The sequence below is a fragment of the Actinomadura chibensis NBRC 106107 genome, assembly GCF_001552135.1.
Lineage (GTDB): Bacteria > Actinomycetota > Actinomycetes > Streptosporangiales > Streptosporangiaceae > Spirillospora > Spirillospora chibensis.
In genome coordinates, this window is sequence record NZ_BCQP01000067.1 from 1 (window position 1) to 20,154 (window position 20,154).

General features: G+C 72.6%; 19 protein-coding genes. 9 read left to right on the top strand and 10 right to left on the bottom strand.

The window, feature by feature from the left end:
- From ACH01S_RS34485 to ACH01S_RS34510, 6 genes are all read left to right on the top strand, one after another.
- The coding region (locus tag ACH01S_RS34485) for an ATP-binding cassette domain-containing protein (protein ID WP_157406347.1) at positions 1 to 336 on the top strand (336 nt) is incomplete at its 5' end.
- A complete protein-coding gene (locus ACH01S_RS34490; RefSeq protein ID WP_067901894.1) occupies positions 333 to 1,118 on the top strand; it encodes a class I SAM-dependent methyltransferase in 786 nt (261 codons plus the stop codon). The genes ACH01S_RS34485 and ACH01S_RS34490, both read left to right, overlap by 4 nt.
- Before the next feature lie 131 nt (positions 1,119 to 1,249).
- A complete protein-coding gene (locus ACH01S_RS34495) occupies positions 1,250 to 1,654 on the top strand; it encodes a PGPGW domain-containing protein (RefSeq protein ID WP_067901897.1) in 405 nt (134 codons plus the stop codon).
- 107 nt (positions 1,655 to 1,761) lie between these two features.
- On the top strand, positions 1,762 to 2,172 hold the full coding sequence (locus ACH01S_RS34500; protein WP_067901901.1) for a hypothetical protein: 411 nt from the start codon (positions 1,762 to 1,764) through the stop codon (positions 2,170 to 2,172).
- A 40-nt stretch (positions 2,173 to 2,212) separates the two neighbouring features.
- Positions 2,213 to 2,881 carry a dienelactone hydrolase family protein gene (locus tag ACH01S_RS34505; protein ID WP_067901904.1) on the top strand — a complete coding sequence of 223 codons (669 nt, stop codon included), beginning with the start codon at positions 2,213 to 2,215 and terminating at the stop codon, positions 2,879 to 2,881.
- 144 nt (positions 2,882 to 3,025) lie between these two features.
- Positions 3,026 to 3,577, top strand: coding sequence for a hypothetical protein (locus ACH01S_RS34510; protein ID WP_067901907.1), 552 nt, complete (start codon positions 3,026 to 3,028; stop codon positions 3,575 to 3,577).
- A 78-nt stretch (positions 3,578 to 3,655) separates the two neighbouring features.
- Here the strand turns inward: ACH01S_RS34510 and ACH01S_RS34515 are convergent, their stop codons facing one another.
- Positions 3,656 to 5,233 carry an alpha/beta hydrolase gene (locus tag ACH01S_RS34515; RefSeq protein WP_083981478.1) on the bottom strand — a complete coding sequence of 526 codons (1,578 nt, stop codon included), beginning with the start codon at positions 5,231 to 5,233 and terminating at the stop codon, positions 3,656 to 3,658.
- A 364-nt stretch (positions 5,234 to 5,597) separates the two neighbouring features.
- On the opposite strand from ACH01S_RS34515, the gene ACH01S_RS34520 reads away from it, so the two are divergent.
- Positions 5,598 to 8,150 (top strand): collagenase, encoded by a 2,553-nt coding sequence (locus ACH01S_RS34520; RefSeq protein ID WP_067901913.1) that lies wholly within the window; start codon positions 5,598 to 5,600, stop codon positions 8,148 to 8,150.
- 98 nt (positions 8,151 to 8,248) lie between these two features.
- Here ACH01S_RS34520 and ACH01S_RS34525 read toward each other — a convergent pair whose 3' ends face one another.
- The 5 genes from ACH01S_RS34525 to ACH01S_RS34545 are packed head-to-tail and all read right to left on the bottom strand — an operon-like array spanning position 8,249 to position 13,836.
- The gene (locus tag ACH01S_RS34525; protein WP_083981479.1) at positions 8,249 to 9,274 is read right to left on the bottom strand and encodes an ABC transporter ATP-binding protein; all 1,026 of its coding nucleotides are present in this window, start codon (positions 9,272 to 9,274) and stop codon (positions 8,249 to 8,251) included.
- Positions 9,271 to 10,233, bottom strand: coding sequence for an ABC transporter ATP-binding protein (locus ACH01S_RS34530; RefSeq protein WP_067901919.1), 963 nt, complete (start codon positions 10,231 to 10,233; stop codon positions 9,271 to 9,273). Before ACH01S_RS34530 ends, ACH01S_RS34525 begins: the two co-directional genes overlap by 4 nt.
- Positions 10,230 to 11,219, bottom strand: coding sequence for an ABC transporter permease (locus ACH01S_RS34535; protein ID WP_067901922.1), 990 nt, complete (start codon positions 11,217 to 11,219; stop codon positions 10,230 to 10,232). Before ACH01S_RS34535 ends, ACH01S_RS34530 begins: the two co-directional genes overlap by 4 nt.
- Complete coding sequence (locus ACH01S_RS34540; protein ID WP_067901925.1) at positions 11,216 to 12,163, bottom strand: ABC transporter permease; 948 nt, start codon at positions 12,161 to 12,163, stop codon at positions 11,216 to 11,218. Before ACH01S_RS34540 ends, ACH01S_RS34535 begins: the two co-directional genes overlap by 4 nt.
- A complete protein-coding gene (locus ACH01S_RS34545) occupies positions 12,160 to 13,836 on the bottom strand; it encodes an ABC transporter substrate-binding protein (RefSeq protein WP_067901927.1) in 1,677 nt (558 codons plus the stop codon). Before ACH01S_RS34545 ends, ACH01S_RS34540 begins: the two co-directional genes overlap by 4 nt.
- 152 nt (positions 13,837 to 13,988) lie before the next feature.
- On the opposite strand from ACH01S_RS34545, the gene ACH01S_RS34550 reads away from it, so the two are divergent.
- Entirely contained in the window at positions 13,989 to 15,419 is a 1,431-nt protein-coding gene (locus ACH01S_RS34550) for an aminopeptidase P family protein (RefSeq protein WP_067901932.1), read from the top strand.
- 77 nt (positions 15,420 to 15,496) lie between these two features.
- Here ACH01S_RS34550 and ACH01S_RS34555 read toward each other — a convergent pair whose 3' ends face one another.
- From ACH01S_RS34555 to ACH01S_RS34565, 3 genes are all read right to left on the bottom strand, one after another.
- Positions 15,497 to 16,711, bottom strand: a complete 1,215-nt coding sequence (locus ACH01S_RS34555) for a S1 family peptidase (RefSeq protein WP_067901935.1) — start codon at positions 16,709 to 16,711, stop codon at positions 15,497 to 15,499.
- 166 nt (positions 16,712 to 16,877) lie between these two features.
- A complete protein-coding gene (locus ACH01S_RS34560; protein ID WP_067901938.1) occupies positions 16,878 to 17,546 on the bottom strand; it encodes a GntR family transcriptional regulator in 669 nt (222 codons plus the stop codon).
- Between the two features lie 73 nt (positions 17,547 to 17,619).
- Entirely contained in the window at positions 17,620 to 18,576 is a 957-nt protein-coding gene (locus ACH01S_RS34565) for a LysR family transcriptional regulator (protein WP_067901941.1), read from the bottom strand.
- A 154-nt stretch (positions 18,577 to 18,730) separates the two neighbouring features.
- Between ACH01S_RS34565 and ACH01S_RS34570 the strand changes: the two genes are divergently transcribed.
- Positions 18,731 to 19,453 (top strand): ATP-binding protein, encoded by a 723-nt coding sequence (locus ACH01S_RS34570; protein WP_169809409.1) that lies wholly within the window; start codon positions 18,731 to 18,733, stop codon positions 19,451 to 19,453.
- 11 nt (positions 19,454 to 19,464) lie between these two features.
- On the opposite strand, the gene ACH01S_RS34575 is transcribed toward ACH01S_RS34570, so the two are convergent.
- Positions 19,465 to 20,148, bottom strand: coding sequence for a GntR family transcriptional regulator (locus ACH01S_RS34575; RefSeq protein WP_246236841.1), 684 nt, complete (start codon positions 20,146 to 20,148; stop codon positions 19,465 to 19,467).
- Between the last annotated feature and the right edge of the window lie 6 nt (positions 20,149 to 20,154).

Genomic DNA, 20,154 nt, shown 5'->3' on the forward strand with positions numbered 1-20,154 from the left:
CCCGCCGCGCTGTCCGGCGGCGAACTGCAGCGCGCCGCCTTCGCCCGCGCCGCGCTGGCCGGGCCCGACGTCCTGATCTGCGACGAGATCACCTCCGCGCTGGACGACGACGCCACCCGGCTCGTCCTCGCCGAACTCGGGCGGATGCGCCGGGAGCGGGCCGTGTCCGTGCTGTGGATCGGGCACGACCTGCGCCTCCTGCCCGCCGTCGCGGAGCGGGTCCTCGTCCTGGAGGGCGGCCGGATCGCGGCGGCGGGCGACCGGCGGCGGGTGATCGACCTCGGCGGGCGGGCGTCCCGCCATGAACTGGAACGGCTGAAAGGAGCGGACACGTGACCGACACGATCGCGGAGACCGGCTGGCAGTCCTGGCAGGACCGCTGGGACGCCATGCAGGAGTGGTACATGCCCGACCGCGAGGAGCGGTTCCGGGTGATGCTGGAGACGGTGGAGGCGGTCGCGGGGCCGGAGCCGACCGTCCTCGACCTGGCCTGCGGGACGGGCACGATCACCGACCGGCTGCTGCGGCGGCTCCCCGGCGCGCGCAGCACGGGCATCGACCTCGACCCGGCGCTGCTCGCCATCGCCGAAGGGCATTTCGCGGGCGACGACCGCGTCGCGTTCGTCACCGCCGACCTCACCGACCCCGGCTGGACGGACGCGCTCCCGCACCGCTCGTATGACGCCGTCGTCACGGCGACCGCGCTGCACTGGTTCGACGCCGGACCGCTGCGGACGCTGTACGGGCAGGTCGCGGGCGTGCTCCGGGACGGCGGCGTCTTCCTCAACGCCGACCACATGACCGACGAGTCCGCGCCCCGGCTGAACGCCGCCGCGACCGCGTTCCACGAGGCCCGCATGGACCGCGAGCGGGCGGCCGGGGCGCTCGACTGGGCGGGCTGGTGGGACGCGGTGGCGGGCGACCCCGTCCTGGCCGGGCCCGCGCGCCGCCGGTTCGAGATCTTCGGCGACCCGCGCGACCACGGCTACGCCGCCGCGAACCGCGACCGTCCGACCTCGACGCGGTGGCACGCCGACGCGCTCCGCGAGCAGGGGTTCAGCGAGGCGCGCCAGGTCTGGTGCTCCCCGAGCGACGCCCTGATGGCGGCGCTGCGCTGACCGGTTGTCGGGCCGACTCTTTTCCCGTTGACCGGGGAGGTTGGAAGGACGACCTGGCCCGACGATCTAGCGTGGGTACTGCACGGGCGGTGGACGAGCACGCGCGGGGACGCGCCGGACGGAGGCGGAGCATGGGATACGTCAGGCATGCCAGACGCGGTGTGGTGATCGTCGTCGGCGGCGTGGTCCTGCTCGGCGGCGTCGCGCTGCTCGTCCTGCCCGGGCCGGGGCTGCTGCTGGTGCTCGCGGGCCTGCTCATCCTCGCCCGCGAGTTCCCGGCCGTGGACAAGTACGTCGAACCCGTCCGGGAGCGGGCGATCCAGGCGGCGGAGGAGAGCGTCACGTCCTGGTGGAAGCTCACCGGCTCGATCCTGACGGGCCTCGCGCTGCTCGCCGCGGGCGTCGCCTGGGGGCTGGTGGACGAGCTGCCGTTCTCGGGGTGGAGCGCGGGGTCGGGCCTCATCCTGTCCGGCGTCATCCTGTTCGCGCTGCTGGTCTGGAGCCACCGCCGCGTCCGCGCCGCCCGCCGCGCCTGACCGTTCCACCGGGCCTCCGCGCCTGATCCGGCCATTTCTTCGGCGGAGTTGATCCGCGGAGCGGGTATGCCCGTGCAATGGTCATGGGCATTCTTCTCCGACTTCTCGTGGCCGGTGGGCTGGCGGCGGACGCCGTCGTCCACTGGCGGTTCGCGCCGGACATGGCGCCGGGCCCGCACACGCCGAGCGACACCATCCCCGGCGACGACCTGTTCTACGGCCAGGCGATCGCCGCCGCCGTCGCGGCCGTGCTCGTCCTCGTCCTGGCGCGGAAATGGACGTACGCGATCGCGTTCGCCGTCGCGGCGAGCGCGGCCGGGGCCGTCCTGCTGTACTACTCCGTCGACTTCGGGCGCATCGGCCCGATCCCGCGCATGTACGACCCGTCCTGGTACGCCGACAAGACGATCAGCCTGGCGGGCGAGCTGGTCGCGGCGCTCGCCGCGCTGGTCGGGTTCTTCACCGTCCGGCGCCCGGAACGCAGCGAGGAGCCCGCGCCCGCGTCCGTCCGGGGGTGACGTCCGGCATGGGCGGGCGGGGGAGGGGTAGCCCGGCCGTATGGACACCGCGGACGTGACGCTCGACCTGGCGGACGCGACGCTGCCGGGCGACCTCGCCCTGCCCGGCGACGAGCCCGGCGGCGTGGTGCTGTTCGCGCACGGCAGCGGCAGCTCGCGGCACAGCCCGCGCAACCGGGCCGTCGCCGCCGGGCTCAACGAGGCGGGCATCGGCACGCTGCTGATCGACCTCCTCACCGCCGAGGAGGACGCGCGCGACGCCGTCACCGCCGAGCTGCGCTTCGACATCGGGCTGCTGACCAGGCGGCTCGCCGGGGCGATCGACTGGCTCGCCGCCGCGCCCGCGACGGCGGGCCGCCCGGTCGGGCTGTTCGGCGCGAGCACCGGCGCGGCGGCGGCGCTCGCGGCGGCGGCGGAACGGCCGGGACGGATCGGCGCGGTGGTGTCCCGGGGCGGCCGCCCGGACCTCGCCGGGGACGCGCTCGGCCGGGTCGCCGCGCCCGTCCTGCTGATCGTCGGCGCCCGCGACCCGGTGGTGCTGCGGCTGAACGACGAGGCGGCCGGACGGCTGCGGGGCGCCGTCCACCGGCTGGAGGTCGTACCGCGCGCGTCGCACCTGTTCGAGGAGCCCGGCACGATGGAGCGGGTCACCGACCTGGCCGCGCAGTGGTTCGTCCGGTACCTGACGGAGCAGTCCGCCGTGCCGTGACCAGGGCGCGTACCCCGCGCGGCGTAGGCGCGCCGCCGCGGCGTGCGCCGTCCGCCGTATCTCCGGTGTCGCCGCGCACGGGACGCCTTTCCGCCCGCGAACCGGGATCGTCTTTCCGGGACGCACCGGAAAGGACGTGACGACATGGCGGCACAGGAAACCCGCACCGTACCCGCGCCGGGCCCGACCGCCCGGCTCCGCATAGGACGGAACTGGCGGCGGGCGACGCTCATCGTGCACATCGTGTCCGCCGGGGCGTGGATCGGGATCGACGTGATCGTGGCCGTCCTCGTCCTGACCGGGCGGTACGGCGGGAGCGGCGACGTCCGCGGCCTCGCCTACCGGGCGCTCGCGACGTTCGTCGTCTGGCCGATGCTGACCAGCGGGCTCGTCTGCCTGGCCAGCGGGCTCGTGCTCGGGCTCGGCACGAAATGGGGCCTGCTGCGCTACTGGTGGGTGGCGATCAAGCTGGCGCTGAACCTCGTCCTGTGCACGCTGATCCTGATCGCGCTGCAACCGGGAATGGGCGAGGTGGACGACTACGGCCGGACGCTGGCGGCGGGCGGCGCGCCCGACCCGGGCCGCGTCTCCGACCTGTTCTACCCGCCCGCCGTGTCGCTGACGGCGCTGACGCTCGCGACCGTCCTCGCGGTCGCGAAGCCGTGGGGCCGCGTCCGCCGCCGGGCCCGTGGCTGAGCGGCGCGCGGCTGAGGAACGCGTGGTGGAGCGGCGCGCCGCCCGGCGTGCCGGATCGCCGGACGACGCGCCGCGGTCTCAGCGTACGAGCGGCGCCGGGTCCGGTCGCTCGGCCGCCGGGGCGGCCGCGGCGGCCGCGGGGGCCGGGGCGACCCAGACCGGGTCCGGATCCGGCAGCTTGTCGCAGGTCCGGTCGACCAGCCCGCGGTTCGCGGGCAGCGTGCCGTCGCGCAGGTAGGCGACGAGCGTGTCGTCCAGGCAGCGGTTGCCCGCGAACGTGATCGCGTGGCTGCCGCCGCCGCGCTCCACGACGAGCCGGGCCCCGGGCAGGGCCCGCGCCATGTCGACGCCCCCCTGGTAGGGCGTCGCCGGGTCGTCCGTCGCCTGGAAGAGCAGCATCGGGGGCAGGCCGCGTCCGTCGATGCGGGTGCGGTGCCCCGCCTTCACCGGCCACGTCAGGCAGGCGGCGTTGAACCACATGTTGTTGTAGGTGTAGAAGGGCGCCTTCTCGTTGACCTTCGCCTGGTCCTTCTGCCAGTAGCGGAAGTCGCGGGGCCACCGGCTGTCCGAGCACTGGACGGCGTTGTACAGGTCGAAGGAGTCGTCCGTCGGGTCGGGCGCCGCGTACCGGTCATAGGCGGTGACGAGCGGAGCCGTGTCCCCCGAGTTCGTGTAGGCGGACAGGACGGTCGCGAGCCGCGGCCACCGCAGGATGTTGTAGCCGCCCGCGACCTGGGTGTCGTCGAACTCGTCCGGGCCGATGCGCCCGACCGGGTGCGCCCGCAGCGAGGCGCGCATGGCGTACCACTTGTCCTCGACGTCGTCGGGGTCGGTGCCGAGGTGGTAGACGCCGTCCGCCTTCGCGACCCACGCGGTGAACGCCTTGAACCGCTTCTCGTGCTGGAGGTCCTGCAGCACGTTGTGGTCGTACCAGGGGATGGACGGCCCGACGATGCTGTCGAGCACGAACCGGCGGACGTGCGACGGGTAGAGCTGCGCGTACGTCGAGCCGAGCGTCGTCCCGTACGACCAGCCGAAGAAGTTGATCTTCTCGGCGCCGAGCGCGCGGCGGATCGCGTCCATGTCCCGGACGTGGTCGACGGTCGACAGGTGCGGCAGCAGCTCCGCGTGCTTCTCCGTGCAGTTCTTCACGTACCCGGCCGCCTTCGCGAGCCACGTCCGCGTCGTCCCCTGGCTCACCTGGAAGTCGGGACGCGGCCCGTCGAAGTAGTGCGGGTCGCAGGACATGCGCGGCTCGCTGTGCTGCGACCCGCGCAGGTCGAAGCCGATCCAGTCGTAGGCGGCGGCGACGTCCGGCGGCAGTTGCGACGGGATCCACGACGCCATCCACAGCCCGCTGATGCCGGGCCCGCCGGGGTTGAGCAGGATCGGCCCCTGCCGTCGCCCCTCCGGCGCGGTGGCGGGCAGCCGGTTGACCGCGACCTTCACCGTCCGCCCGTCCGGCCGGGCGTGATCGAGCGGCACCTCCACCATCGCGCACTGCAACGTAGGAGCCTCCGGCTCCGCGCACGACCGCCACTGCACGTCCGGGGCCTGCGCGACGGCGGCCCGCGGGACACCGCCCACCGCCGCTCCCACGGCGACCCCGGCGGCGGCGATGACCGCGCCCGCGCGTCTCCTTCTCCGGGCTCTCACCGGCTGCCTCCCTGATCTCAGTGTGAAATTGCAGTGTACAATTGCACACCTCCTGAGAACCTGTCCAGGGAACTGTCGAGGGCTCCGAGAACCCCTCCGGAAACCCCTGCCAGGACGCGGTTTCCGGTACTTCCCGGAGCCGCCGCGACACCCCCCGGGCCGCGCCGACCGCGATGGGCGGGCCGCGCCTCTCCATAACGCAGATGTATGGAGGCGCGTATGACCACGGCGCGGATCGGGCGCTCACACTGCGGGCGCAGAGATCGCCTAGACCGCCGGGCGTTGGAGGCCGGCGGCGCCTTTTCGTCCACGAGCCATCGGAATCCCATCCCGGCTTCGCCGGGATGCCCCGGAGGAACCCCCCGTGAGAAAAAGACACACCTCGATCAGATGCCTGCGGGCGTCGCTGGTCCTCGCACTCGGGATCAGCTTCATGGTCTCGCCCGCCAGCCCCGCCAACGCGGCTCCCGCACCCCGCCCGCACCCCGTCACGGCCCGCACCGGAGACGACGCGAGCGGGCACCTGCGGAAGTCGCCGCTCCCGGTCAAGGACCGGCCGCCGCTCCCCGCCACCGACGACGCGCTGAAGAGCCGTCCGGACAAGCCGCGGAAGTCCGCGGAAGTGCGGCGGCCCTCCATGAAGCAGGCCCCGAAGGGCGCGCCGAAGGCGAAAGCGGCGGCGGCGTGCAGTCCCAGCGACTTCACCAGCCGTTCCGGCAGCGCGCTCGTGCAGCAGATCAAGAGCTCCACGACGGACTGTGTCAACACGCTGTTCAGCCTGACCGGCGGGGACGCCTACTACGCGTTCCGCGAATCCCAGATGACGACGGTCGCGTACGCGCTGCGCGACAACGGCCTCTACTACCCGGGCGACAACACCACGGGTACCGCCCAGCTCGTCCTTTACCTGCGCGCCGGGTATTACGTGCAGTGGTACTACCCGAGTGACGTGGGCGCCTACGGCGCGTCGCTGAAGACGGCGATCCAGTCGGGCCTCGACGCCTACTTCGGGAACTCCAAATCGTCGACGGTCAGCGACGCCAACGGCGAGGTGCTCGCCGAGGCGGTCACGCTGGTCGACAGCGCCCAGGAGAACGCCCGGTACATCTACGTCATCAAGCGGATGCTGACCGGCTACAACAGCTCCTATGACGCGCACTGGTGGATGCTCAACGCGGTCAACAACGTCTACACGATCCTGTTCCGCGGCCACCAGGTTCCGGAGTTCGTCTCCGCCGTGCAGTCCGATCCGAGTGTTCTGGACACGCTCAACTCGTTCGCGTCCGGACACCTCTCCCTCCTCGGAACGGACCGCAGCTACCTCGTCTCCAACGCGGGACGTGAAATGGCCCGCTTCCTCCAGCACGCCCCGCTCCAGACGAAGGTGAGGCCGCAGGCGAAGGGCCTTCTCGGGCAGAGCGCCATGACGGGGAAGACGGCTCCGCTGTGGGTCGGCATCGCCGAGATGACCGACTACTACGACAAGGCGAACTGCACCTACTACGACACGTGCAACCTCCAGCAGCGGCTGGCGCAGAACGTCCTGACCATCAACCACACGTGCAGTTCCAGCATCCGGATCCGGGCGCAGGACATGACGGCGTCGCAGCTGTCCGACACGTGCGCGAGCCTGATGAACCAGGACGCCTATTTCCACGGCCTGGTGAAGGACGGCAACAGGCCGGTCGCGAACGACAACAACACCACGATCGAGGTGTGCGTCTTCGATTCCAGTACGGACTACCAGACGTACGCCGGTGCGATGTTCGGCATCGACACCAACAACGGCGGAATGTACCTGGAGGGCGACCCGGCCGCGGCCGGGAACCAGCCGAGGTTCATCGCCTACGAGGCCGAATGGGTGCGCCCGACGTTCCAGATCTGGAACCTCAACCACGAGTACACCCACTACCTCGACGGCCGGTTCGACATGTACGGCGACTTCAACGCCAATGTCACGACGCCGACCATCTGGTGGATCGAGGGCTTCGCCGAGTACGTCTCCTACTCCTACCGGAAGGTGAACAACGACTCGGCCATCGCCGAGGCGGCCCGGCGGACGTACGCGCTCAGCACCCTCTTCAACACGACCTACAGCCATGACACGACGCGCATCTACTACTGGGGATACCTCGCCGTCCGGTACATGTTCGAGAAGCACCCCGGCGACATCTCCACCGTTCTCGGCTACTACCGGACCGGCAACTGGAACGCCGCCCGGACGTACCTGACCAGCACCATCGGCAGCCGCTACGACAGCGACTGGTGGACGTGGCTCGCCGCCTGCGCCGCCGGCGCCTGCGCGGGCGGCGGCGGTGGCGGCAACCAGGCGCCCGTCGCCCGGTTCGGCTACCAGGCGAACGGCCTGGCGGTCGCGTTCACCGACCAGTCCACCGACTCCGACGGGACGATCGCGTCCCGCCGCTGGGACTTCGGCGACGGCACCACGTCGACGTCGGCCAACCCGTCCCACACCTACGGGGCGGACGGCAACTACACCGTGTCCCTCACCGTCACCGACAACGCCGGCGGCACCGACACCGTGACCCAGCAGGTCTCGGTGTCCGCCGGAGGCGGCGGCGGGACGACGGAGTGCACCGGCTCCGACACGAGGCAGCTCGACCGGAACTGCCAGCGGAGCAACCTCTCGGCCGCGAAGGGCGGCACGTACTACCTGTACATCTACATCCCGTCCGGGACGCGGTCGATCACCATCACCTCGTCCGGCGGGACCGGCGACGCCGACCTCTACTACAACGGCAGCACGTGGGCGACGCCGACGTCCTACACCCAGCGCTCCATGAACGCGGGCAACGCCGAGACCCTGACGGTCAACAGCCCGCCGGCCGGTTACAACTACATCAGCATGTACGGAAAGGAGGCCTTCAACGGAGCTTCGGTAAAGGTCGAGTACTGATTCCGGCCTTTGTGTGACCCTGCGTGAAAGAAGGCCGGGATCGGGCCCCGCAGCCCGATCCCGGCCCTTTCTCGTGCCCGGAACCTTCTCCTGCGGACTCAGGAGACTTCGGGGAAATGGCAGGCGACCTCGCGCCCGGCCACGCGCGAAAGGACGGGACGCTCCGTCCGGCACATCGACTCCGCCTTGTGGCAGCGCGGGTGGAAAGGGCAGCCGGACGGCGGCGACGCCGGGCTCGGCGGGTCGCCGCGCAGCACGATCCGCTCCCGCGCCCGCTCGGCCACCGGGTCGGGCAGCGGGATCGCCGACAGCAGCGCCCGCGTGTACGGGTGCGCGGGCGCGTCGTAGATCGCGTCCCGCTCGCCGATCTCGACGATCCGGCCGAGGTACATCACCGCGACCCGCGCGCACACGTGCCGCACGACGGCGAGGTCGTGCGCGATCAGCACGAGCGCGAGGTCCAGCTCCCGGCGCAGCTCGGACAGCAGGTTGACGATCTGCGCCTGGATCGAGACGTCGAGCGCCGACACCGGCTCGTCCGCGACGACCAGCCGCGGCCGGGTGACGAGCGCGCGGGCGATCCCGATGCGCTGCGCCTGCCCGCCGGAGAACTCGTGCGGGTAGCGCCCGGCGTGCTCGGCGTCCAGCCCGACGAGGCTCAGCATCTCCCGCACGCGGGCGTGCGCCTCCGCCGCCGGGACGCCCTGCACGCGCAGCGGCGCCCCGACGATCGACGCGACCGTCTGCCGCGGGTTCAGCGACGAGTACGGGTCCTGGAACACGATCTGCAGATCGCTCCGGAGCGGGCGCATGCGCCGCTGGGGGAGCGCGGTGATGTCGGTGCCGTCGAAGGTGATGCGGCCGGACGTCGGGTCGAGCAGCCGGACGAGCATCCGCCCGGTCGTCGACTTCCCGCACCCCGACTCCCCGACGAGCCCGAGCGTCTCGCCGGAGCGGACCTCCAGGTCGAGCCCGTCCACGGCGCGGACGCTCCCGCGCCGGGTCTGGAACGTCTTCGTCAGCCCTTCCAAGGCCAGCAACGCGGGATCCGCGTCGCCTTTCCGGGGGACGGCCTCCGGACCTCCGGGCGGGGGCCCCGAAGATCCTCCCTTCGCTGCGGTCATCGGGGCTCCTTCGCGGCGGTCAGGTGGCAGGCCGCCTGGTGGGTCGCGCCCTCCAGTTCGGGGCGCGCGATCTCGCACGCCGCGACCCGGTCCGGGCAGCGCGGATGGAACGGGCAGCCGGACGGCGGCGCCAGTAGCGACGGCGGGCTCCCCGGGATCGGGCTCAGCTCCCCGGCCGGGCCGGTCAGCCGCGGCAGCGAGCCGAGCAGCCCGCGCGTGTAGGGGTGCCGGGGCGAGGCGAACAGGGTCTCGGCGTCGGCGTGCTCGACGACCCGTCCCGCGTACATCACGAGGACGTCGTCGGCGACCCGCGCGACCACCCCGAGATCGTGCGTGATCATCAGGACGGCGAGCCCGCGCTCGCGCTGCGCGCCCGCGATCAGCTCCAGGATCTGCGCCTGGACGGTCACGTCCAGCGCGGTCGTCGGCTCGTCGGCGATCAGCAGGTCCGGCTCGCAGGCCAGCGCCATCGCGATCATGACGCGCTGGCGCATCCCGCCGGAGAACCGGTGCGGATGGTCGCGGGCCCGCTCGTCCGGGTCGGGGATGCCGACGTCCGCGAGCAGCCGCACCGCCCGCGCGTGCGCGGCCCGCCGCGACTCGCCGAAGTGCAGCCGCCGCGCCTCGGCGATCTGCTCGCCGACGCGGAAGTGCGGGTGCAGCGACGACAGCGGGTCCTGGAAGATCATCGCGACCCGGCGGCCGCGCACCGCGCGGACCTTCTCGCGGCCCGCGCCGACGAGCTGGACGCCGTCCAGCTCGATCGACCCGCCGATCCGCGCCGCCGCGTGCAGCCCCATGATCGCGAGGCTGGTCGCGGACTTGCCGGACCCGGACTCCCCGACGATCCCGACCGTGCGCCCCGGCTCGACGGCGAACGACACCCCGTCCACGGCCCGCAGCGGCCCCTTCGGGTGCGGGAACTCGACGGTCAACTCCCGGACGTTCAGCAAGCTCATGAGAACCTCACCTGCGGGTCGACGACGGCGTAGGCGAGGTCCACGACCAGGTTGGCGAACGTGATGAAGAAGGCGGCGAGCAGCGCGACGCCCATCACCACCGGCTGGTCGGACGTCTCGATCGAGTCGATGGTGAGCCGTCCGAGGCCGGGCAGCCCGAACACGCTCTCGGTGATGACGGCGCCGCCGAGCAGCGCGCCGAGGTCCATCCCGAACACGGTGAGGACGGGCGTCAGCCCGGCGCGCAGCCCGTGCTTCGAGACGACCGTCCGCTCCGGGAGGCCCTTCGCGCGGGCGGTGCGGATGAACGGCTCCGCCATCGTCTCGACCATCGACGCCCGCGTCATCCGCGCGTACATCGCGGCATACAGCAGAGCGAGCGCGACCCAGGGCAGGACGAGGTTCTTCGCCCACCCCACAGGGTCCTGCCCCACCGGGACGTAGCTGGAGTAAGGCAGCAGCCCCCCGACCTGGACGACGAGCACCGTCAGCGTCATCGCCGTGAAGTAGATGGGCAGGGACGCGGAGGTGAGCGTGCCGACCATCATCGTCCGGTCGAGCAGCGTGTCCTTGCGCAGCGCGGACACCACGCCGACCGCGACGCCGCCCGCCAGCCACAGCACGGCCGCGCCCGCCGCGATCGACAGCGTCGTCGGCAGCCGCCGCATCATCAGGTCCCAGACGGGCGTGTTGTTCTGGTACGAGAAGCCGAGGCAGGGGAAGTGGCAGTGGACGGCGAGCGGGCCCTCGCCGTAGGTCCGTCCCGCGAAGATGCCGGTCAGGTAGCCGGTGAACTGCTTCCACAGCGGACGGTCCAGGCCCATCTGGTGGTGCAGCATCGCGAGCCGCTCCGGCGTGCACGACTTGCCGCACGCCTGGAGGGCCGGGTCGGCGGGGAAGACGTAGAAGATCGTGAAGGTGACCGCGCAGATGACGAGGAGGACGCCCGCCATCCCGGCCAGCCGCAGCGCGACGTAGCGGATCATCGGGTGGCGCTCCGCGGGTCGAGGGCGTCCCGGAAGGCGTCGCCGAGCAGCGTGAACGCGAGGACGGTCAGCAGCAGGCACACGCCCGGCACGACGAAGAACATCGGGTCGACCTGGTACCAGGTCATCGCGGTCGCCATCATCTGCCCCCAGGACGAGTCGGGCGGCCGCACTCCGATGCCGAGGAACGACAGCGCCGCCTCCGTCCCGATGTTGATCGGGACGGTCAGCGTCGCGTACACGAGGATCGGCGCGAGCAGGTTCGGCAGCACCTCGCGGAACAGGATGCGGGCGCGCGTCATCCCCGCCGCGCGCGCCGCCTCCACGAACTCGCGGCTGCGCAGGACGAGCGCCTGCCCGCGCACGATCCGCCCGACGTACGGCCAGCCGAAGAAGCCCATGACGAAGATGAGCTCCAGCGTCCGGTTCCCCTCCGGCAGCACCGACACCAGCGCGATCATGAAGATGAGCTGCGGGAACGACAGGACGAGGTCCATCACGCGGCTGATCAGGGCGTCCAGCCGCCCGCCGGAGAACCCCGCGAGGAGGCCGAGCGCCGTCCCGGCGACGGTGGCGACGCCGGTCGCCAGGACGGAGATCAGCAGCGAGATCCGCGCGCCGTGGACCATGCGGCTGAACACGTCCCGCCCGGTGCCCGGCTCGACGCCGAGCCAGAAGTCGCCGTCCACGCCGCCGAGCGCGCCCTTCGGCGCGCCCGCCAGCGCCTTGTCGATCTTCTCCGGGTGGAACTCGTTCGGGCCGTGCCCGTTGAGCGCGGTCAGCAGCGGCGCGGTCAGCGCCATCAGGACGAACAGCAGCACGATCCCGAGCCCGATCAGGGCGGCGGGATCGCGCCGCAGGCGCCCGGCGGCGGTCCGCCACGGGGAGCGGCCGAGGGGCGGCGGGGTCGCCGCCCGCCCCTCGGCCAGGGAGGGTGCGCTCACTCCGACACCCCGAGCGTGGCGAAGTCGAACTCGCCCTCCCAGATCGGGTGGCCGAAGGCCCCGGTGACCTTCGAGCCGCGCAGCAGGGGCAGCTTGTCGTGGATCAGCGGGACCATCGGGGACGCCTGCATGATCCGCTGGTCGACGGCCTGCCAGGTCGCCGTGTCGCCGCCCTTCACCGCCGCGCCGATCGCGTCGTTCAGCGCGCGGTCGTCGTACTGCGAGACGACGGTGTTGCCCTTCGGCGTGATGTTGCGCCCGTCGAAGATCGGCGGGATGAACGACGACGCGGACGGGAAGTCGGCGCACCAGCCGTAGAAGACCAGCTCGTCCTCCTTCTTGATGTCGCCGATGGCGTCGTAGTAGACGCTCTTCGCGACCGGGTTCAGCCGGACCTTCACGCCGACGCGGGCGAGCGCCTGCTGCACCGCCTCGCCCTCCGCCTTGCCCTGCTCGGTGCTGGTCGTCGTCAGCGTGATCGAGAACCCGCCGCCCTTGCCCGCGGCCGTGAGCATCTGCTTGGCCCGCGCCGGGTCGCCGTTCGCCGGGGCGTGGTAGACGTCCAGCGCCTTGCCGTCGGTCATCGTCGGCGGGAGGTAGGAGCCCGCGAGCTCGCCGACGCCGCTGCCGCCGTGCGCGGTGCGGTACGCCTCCTTGTCCACCGCGTACTGCATCGCCTGCCGGACGCGCGGGTCGTCGAACGGCGGCTTGGAGGTGTTCATCGCGAGGAACCGCGTGCACAGGCTCGTCGCGCTGATGAACCGCTTCTTGACGTCCGCCCTGGTCAGGATGCGCGGCATGCTGGCCGCCGCGACGCTGTAGAGGGTGACCGCGCGCTTGTCCGCGCCCTGGTCGGCGATGAGGCGCTGGTCGATGGCCGTCTGCGCGAGGCCCTCCTCCAGGACGATCTTGTCCGGCTTCCCCTGCCGGACGGTGTCGGTGGCCTTGTCCCAGTGCGGGTTGCGGACGAGGACGAGCCGCCGTCCCCGGTCGTACGACTCCACCTTGTACGGGCCGGAGGAGAAGGGGCGCTTATCGTAGTTGACGCCGGTGTCCTTCGCCTTCGGGACGGGCGCGAACGTCGGCAGCGTCGCGATCTTCGGCCAGTCCATGGACGGTTCCTTCAGGTGGAACACGACCGTCCGGGCGTCCGGCGTCTCGATCGCGGCCAGGCTCCCGCCCTTGTAGGGCCCCTTGTACTTGTCGCCGCCCGCGAGCATCGTCCGGGCGTAGCCGGGGCCTTCGGGCAGGTCGGGGGCGAAGGAGCGCTCCACGCCGTACTTCACGTCCTGGCTGGTGATCGGCGTGCCGTCCTCGTACTTGAGGCCCTGCTTGAGGCGGAACGTCCAGGTCTGGCCGCCGTCGGAGGTCTTCCCGGAGTCCTCGGCCAGGTCCGGGACGACCTCGGTGCCCGGCTGGCCGGGCTTCGCGGCGTAGGTGGTGAGCGTCCGGTACAGCAGCCGGACGCCGAAGTCCATCGCGAACATCACGTAGTTGCGCTGCGGGTCGAGGTGGGCGATGTCCTGCGTGTACAGGACGGTGAGCGTGCCGCCGGCCGCGCCGGAGGAGGACCCGTCGCCGTCGGACCCGCAGGACGCGAGCCCGCCGGCGAGGACGAGGGAGAGCGAGAGGGCGGCCGTGGTACGCAGCGGACCGCGCGGAGGACGTGTCATGACACTCCGAACATCGTGGGGCGAAGTGCCATATAAAATAGTACAGTAAAATTGTACGTCTAGAAGCGTTACCGAATCTCCACCCCGTAAGACCCGTCCACCCCACCCGCTTCTTCGCCCCAGCCCGACTCTCCGACCCCCCGGGACCGCACATGGACCGTCTCGCCACCGGCAGCCACGACCTGCCGGTCTCGCCGGCCCTCGCCGCCTTCATGCGGACGCAATGGGCCACGCCCCCCGCCACGCCTCCCCTCGCCGCCGACTCCGTCGCGCCCTACGCCGCCCTCCGCCGCGCCGCCCTGGCGGAGCGGTTCCCGGGCGAGCGGCTCGTCATCCCCGCCGGGCCGCCGAAGGTGCGGAGCAACGACTGCGACCACCGCTACCGGCCGCACACCGCCTACGCGCACCTCACCGGGGACACGACGGCCGACACCGGGCCGGGCGCCGTCCTCGTCCTGGAGCCGGTCGGCGGCGGGCACGAGGCGGTCGTGTACCGGCGGCCGCCGTCCGGCCGCGACGGCGACGCCTTCTACCGGGACCGCCGCGACGGCGAGTTCTGGGTCGGCCCGCGCGAGACGCTCGCCGAGACCGAGCGGCGGCTCGGGGTCGTCTGCCGCCCGCTGGACGCGCTGCCCGGCGCGCTGCGGCTCGCCGTCCCCGCGCGGGCGATGCGCGGCGTCGCGCCGGACGTCGACGCCGCCGTCCCGGTCAAGGACCCGGCGCTCGACCGGGAGCTCGCCGCGGCCGTCGCCGAACTGCGGCTCGTCAAGGACGACTGGGAGATCGCCCAGCTCCAGGCCGCCGTCGGCCACACCGTGGACGGGTTCGCCGACGCCGTCGCCGCCATCCCGTGCGCGCTCGGCCGCCCGCGCGGCGAGCGCTGGATCGAGGGGACGTTCGAGCGCTCCGCCCGCGCGTCCGGCAACGGCGTCGGCTACGACACGATCGCCGCCGCCGGGGCGCACGGCTGCGTCCTGCACTGGACGCGCAACGACGGCCCGCTCCGCAAGGGCGACACCCTCCTCCTCGACGCGGGCGTCGAGACCGACACGCTCTACACGGCCGACATCACCCGCACCATCCCGGTCAACGGCTGGTTCACGGCGCGCCAGCGGCAGGTGTACGACCTCGTCTACCACGCGCAGGAGGCGGCGCTCGCCTTCGTCCGGCCGGGGGCGCGGTTCCGCGACTTCCACCAGGCCGCGATGCGCGTCATCGCCGAGGGGCTCGCGGAGTGGGGCATCCTTCCCGACGCGGACGCGGCGCTCGACCCGGCGTCCGGCGTGTACCGCCGCTACACCCTGTGCAGCAGCGGGCACATGCTCGGGATGGACGTCCACGACTGCGCGCAGGCCCGCGCGTCCCAGTACCTCGACGGCGTGCTGGAGCCGGGACACGTCCTGACCGTCGAACCGGGCCTGTACTTCCAGCCCGACGACCTGACCGTCCCGGAGGAACTGCGGGGCATCGCCGTCCGGATCGAGGACGACGTCGTCGTCACCGAGAACGGCGCCCGCCTGATGTCGGCCGGGCTGCCCCGCCATCCGGAAGAGGTCGAGCACTGGGTGCAGTCGCTCGCCTGAGCCGGACGACCTCGGACGCGCGGACGGTGCCGCGCCGGGACAGGGGCCCGGGCGCGGCACCGTTCGCGTTCAGCGGCTCAGCCGCTGAGCAGTGAGACGCCCCAGGCCGACAGGGCCCGGCCGATCGGTTCGTGGATCATGCCGCAGCCCGAGAACGGGCCGCCGCTCAGGATGCCGTGGGCGTAGTTGCCCGCGAACACGCCGCTGCCGCTGTCGCCGGGACCGTCGCACGCGGTGCTCCAGGTCATGCCGGAGAGCGTCCGGTCCGGGTAGGAGACGGTGGCGTCGACCTCGGTGACCGTCCCGCAGGTGTAGCCGGTCGTCGAGCCCTGCTTGCAGACGTAGCCGCCCACGTAGTCGGCTTCGCTGCCGTAGATCGGCGTCTCGTGCAGCACCCAGCCGCGCGGCTGCCACCAGCCGGGGTCGCCCACGGAGACGATCGCCGAGTCGCCGTACCAGCTGAACTCGTAGCCGGCGACGCCACCGACGTTCTGGTAGCCGTAGCTGTAGGTGGAGACGTCCCACCAGTAGCCGATCTCGGCGCAGTGCCCGGCGGTCATCATGTAGTAGCTGCCGCCGGAGTACGCCGTGAACGCCGACGTGCAGCGCGCGCCGCCGGTGAAGATCGCGAGCCCGGAGCGCAGCGGCGGGTCGCAGGCGTAGTCGTCCTGGCAGTAGCGCGGCACGGACTTCTGCGCGTGGGTCGAGATCTCGACCGCGTCGCCGAACTCGTGCTTGGCCCAGCGCAGGACGTCCCACTGCGCGGCGGTGATCCGCGCGCCGCGCAGGCTGGTCAGCCGCACCTTGTTCCCGGACGTGACGATCCCCGTCTGGAGGCCGTCCTTCGCGCCCTTGTTGGCCTTGGCGACCCGCTTGGCGAGCGCGTCCGACACCTGCTGGAGGTGCCGGTACCCGTACCGGACGCGGGCCGTCGCGGTGTCTCCCATTCCGGCCGTCGCGGCGGCCTTGGTCACGGCGGGGGCCGCCTTGTCCGTGGTGACGCCGACGGTGAGCCTGCCGCCGTGCTCCTGGTCGATCCAGGCGCCGCCGTACCGGGCACCGAGCGTCCGGCCGACGGAGGCGGCCAGCTTGAGCTGCGCGGGCTGCCGGTCGGCGCGGCGCGCGGCCTCGGCCGCCGGGACGCCCTGGTCCTTGACGATCTGCTGGACGAGTGCCTGCCTCGCCTCCTTCTGGGGGTGTGCGGGGGACGCGCCACGGCCTGCGGGCGCACCGGCGTTCGCCGGTACGGCCATGAAGACCGAGGTCAGCGCGGCGGCCGAGGCGATCGCCAAGGCTGCGCTACTGCGTTTCGGGCGGACCATCGGGGGGTTCCTCCTTCGCGGACGGGGGCTGCCACCGGAGGCGGTGGCGTCCGCTCTGCAATGTGAAATTGCACTGTAAAATGTAAAACCCTACTTGCCAAGACCCGAAGTTCCGGGCCTCCGCCCGGGGTGGGTGTCAGCTCCAGGCGTTCCGCACGTGGTCCAGGTGCTGGAGCATGATCTCCCGCGCCTTCGCGGCGTCGCCGCCCGCCAGCGCGTCCACCAGCGCGGCGTGCTCGGCGGCCGCCGTCTCCATCTCGTCCTTCGCGGCGGGCTTCGCCAGCCCGTACATGCGGGACCGGCTGCGCAGGTCGAGGACGGTCCGCGCCAGCGTCCGGTTCCGCGTCAGCGCGAGCAGTTCGGCGTGGAAGCGGCGGTCGGCGTCCAGGAAGCGGAGGAGGTCGCCCGTGCCCGCCTCGGTCGCGGTCTCGGCGGCCAGCGCGCGGAGGCCCGGCAGCGCGTCGTCCGGGACGGCGCCGGCGAGCCGCGCCACCGCGGGCACCTCGACCATCTCGCGGAGCTCGGTCAGCTCCGCGAGGTCGCGCGCCGACAGCGGCACCACCCGGAACCCGCGGTTGCGCACGGCCTCGAACAGCCCGTCCCGGACCAGGTCGATCATCGCCTCGCGGACCGGCGTCGCCGACACGCCGAACTCGTCCGCCAGCGCGGGGGCGGAGTACACCACGCCGGGGCGGAGCTTCCCGCCGACCAGCGCGTTGCGCAACGCCTCGCCGACCTGCCCGCGCAGGCTGTCGCGCCCGCCGAGCTCCGGCAGCCCGACGAGGGCATCGGACACCGGATCCATATGCCCCTCCTCACCAACGATCAGAATATAGGTTCGTCGGTTCGGATCAGGTCCCGGCCGCCCGCCGCCCCGGTCAGACGATCGGGTGGACCTCGGGGTGGGACCGCCACCACTCGCCGAAGGACGGGTTGTTGCCCACGTGCTCCACGAAGGCGGCGGCCAGGCCGCGGTAGAGGGCGGCGGCGCTCTCCGGGCTCAGCCGGTCCCGGCGCCAGGCCACCAGCAGCTTCGCCACCTGCGGCTCGCCCGCCAGCGGGCGGACGACCGTGCCCGGGTTCGGCGGCCAGGACGGGTCCACCAGGCGGACCGCCTGGCCCGCCGCGACCAGCGGGATCGCCGCGCCGCTCGGCGCCTCGTACCGGACGGTCGGCTCGAAGCCCGCCTTGCGGCAGGACGCCCGCAGTGAGGCGAGCGAGCCGTCGTCGGCGCCCGGCGGACCGATCCAGTGCTCGTCCTTCAGGTCGGAGAGGCTGATCTCGTCCCGGCCGGCCAGCGGGTGCGCCGCGGCGAGCGTCACGTAGATCGGGTAGCGCGGCACCAGCGTGCGGGTCACGACCGGCGCGTTGAACGGGACGTCGAAGCCCTCCATGATGCCGATCAGCGCCGCGTCCAGGTGGCCGCGCGCCAGGGCGTCGCCGAGCAGGATCGACGACGGCTCGATGCGCAGCGACACCTTGCGCCCCGGCAGCGCCTCGCTCACCCGGGCGACGATGCTCGCGACGCAGGCCAGGTGCACGCAGCCGAGGCCGAGCGTCCCGGCCGGGCCGTCCCCGCCGTGCAGGTCGCCGAACAGCGTGTCCAGCTCGGACAGGACGGTCCGCGCCCGCGAGATGACCTGGCCGCCCAGCGCCGTCGGCTCCAGGCCGGTGCGGCTGCGGACGAACAACTGCCCGCCCACGATCTCCTCCACGCGGCGCAGCTGGTTCGACATCGCGGGCTGCGACATGCCCATCCGGGCCGCCGCCTGGGTGATGCTCCCGGTCTCCGCCATCGCGCACACCATACGCAGATGGCTGATATCGAGATCCATAGCCGGAAATTATGCACTAACGGATGACGTCCGGGCCGGTGGTGCGGACAGAATGCCGGTACTCCTCCCGCCGGGAGAGGGCCTCCTCACCGCCTCCCTCTCCCGGCGGCTTCCCGGCCGGTCCGTCCCGTGCGTCTCATGGAAAGTGATCGTCATGGCGGAAAAGCCGCGACTGGCCGAGCTGGACATGACCGACGTGGGCGGCGGCGCCTTCCCGGCCTGGGCGCTGCCGCCCGGACCCCGCGCGGCGGGGGCCGCGCGGGGCATCGCCCGCACCGTCCTCACCCCATTCGAGTTGCCCCCGGAAACCCGCGCCGACGCGGAATTGATCATTTCGGAGTTGGCGGCGAACGCCATTCTGCACGGCGGCCGGGAACGTGCCGAGGTTTGGGCGTACCTGCGCGGCCGGGAGAATCCAGAGATCGTTTTCAAGGTGTTCGACGCGGCGCCCTGGCGGCGGCCGGTGCCGCGGCCGGTCGACGCCCCGGGCGGGCGCGGGCTGACGCTGGTCGGCGCGCTGACCGCGGACGCGGGCGGCCGGTGGGGCGTCCACCCGACGCGGGGGCGGCTCGGCGCGCGGCCCGTCCCCGGCAAGGCCGTCTACTTCACCGTTCCCGTTCCGGGGCACGCCGCGCCGGAGTCGAGGTGGCCGTCGCACGAGCGGATCTGCGCGCTCGCGACCGCGCGCGGGCTCCAGCCGCGCGTCTTCGCCGACCACGAGCTGACCGTGGTGCACCTAGGGGCGGGACGGTGCGTGTGGGTGAGCCGGGAGGCGCTGCACCTCGACGGCCCCGGCCGGGTCGCCGTCCGGTACCCGCCGTCGGACGCGGTGGAGGTCGTCGAGCAGGTCGTCCGGCACTGCGAGGACCTGGCGTGACGCCCCGCCGGTCAGTGCGGTTCGGGACGGGGGCGTTCGGGGCGGTCCGCCCAGATGCCCCGGATGTGGCGGAGGTGGTGGCGCATCAGGGTGCGGGCGCCATCACCGTCGCCCGCCGCGACGGCGTCGAGCAGGTCCTCGTGTTCGCGGGCGGACGGCACCAGCTCGCCGCGCTCGGCGAGCCGCGGCACCCCGTACAGGCGCGCCTTGTACCGCAGCTCGCTCACCAGCCGGACGAGCTGCGCGTTGCCGCACAGCCCGAGCAGTTCGAGGTGGAAGCGGTGGTCGGCGTCGATGTAGGCGAGGACGTCGCGGCGCTCCGCGGCGGCCACGATCTCCCCGGCGAGCGGGCGCAGCGCGCGGACCCGGGCGGCCTGCCCGCGCTCGGCGGCGCGCACCACGGCGGACACTTCGATCAGCTCGCGCACCTCGGTGATCTCGTCCAGCTCGCGGTCGGACAGCTCGGTGACCTTGAACCCCTTGTTCCGGACGACGGCGACGAGCCCCTCCCGGGCGAGGTCGATCATCGCCTCGCGGACCGGCGTCGGCGACACCCCGAACCGGACGGCGATCGCCGGGGCCGAGTACACGACGCCCGGCCGCATCTCCCCGGACACGAGCGCCGCCCGCAGCGCGTGCGCGACCTGCTCGCGGACCTTCTGCCGGGGCCCCAGGGACGGCAGATCCAACTTCATGCTCAA

Bases quoted from the DNA above. Each gene is read 5' to 3' on its own strand.
- ACH01S_RS34495 (WP_067901897.1), top strand. From the start codon at position 1,250: ATGGGATACGTCAGGCATGCCAGACGCGGTGTGGTGATCGTCGTCGGC.
- ACH01S_RS34505 (WP_067901904.1), top strand. From the start codon at position 2,213: ATGGACACCGCGGACGTGACGCTCGACCTGGCGGACGCGACGCTGCCG.
- ACH01S_RS34510 (WP_067901907.1), top strand. From the start codon at position 3,026: ATGGCGGCACAGGAAACCCGCACCGTACCCGCGCCGGGCCCGACCGCC.
- ACH01S_RS34525 (WP_083981479.1), bottom strand. From the start codon at position 9,274: ATGACCGCAGCGAAGGGAGGATCTTCGGGGCCCCCGCCCGGAGGTCCG.
- ACH01S_RS34530 (WP_067901919.1), bottom strand. From the start codon at position 10,233: ATGAGCTTGCTGAACGTCCGGGAGTTGACCGTCGAGTTCCCGCACCCG.
- ACH01S_RS34535 (WP_067901922.1), bottom strand. From the start codon at position 11,219: ATGATCCGCTACGTCGCGCTGCGGCTGGCCGGGATGGCGGGCGTCCTC.
- ACH01S_RS34545 (WP_067901927.1), bottom strand. From the start codon at position 13,836: ATGACACGTCCTCCGCGCGGTCCGCTGCGTACCACGGCCGCCCTCTCG.
- ACH01S_RS34550 (WP_067901932.1), top strand. From the start codon at position 13,989: ATGGACCGTCTCGCCACCGGCAGCCACGACCTGCCGGTCTCGCCGGCC.
- ACH01S_RS34560 (WP_067901938.1), bottom strand. From the start codon at position 17,546: ATGGATCCGGTGTCCGATGCCCTCGTCGGGCTGCCGGAGCTCGGCGGG.
- ACH01S_RS34565 (WP_067901941.1), bottom strand. From the start codon at position 18,576: ATGGATCTCGATATCAGCCATCTGCGTATGGTGTGCGCGATGGCGGAG.
- ACH01S_RS34570 (WP_169809409.1), top strand. From the start codon at position 18,731: ATGGCGGAAAAGCCGCGACTGGCCGAGCTGGACATGACCGACGTGGGC.
- ACH01S_RS34575 (WP_246236841.1), bottom strand. From the start codon at position 20,148: ATGAAGTTGGATCTGCCGTCCCTGGGGCCCCGGCAGAAGGTCCGCGAG.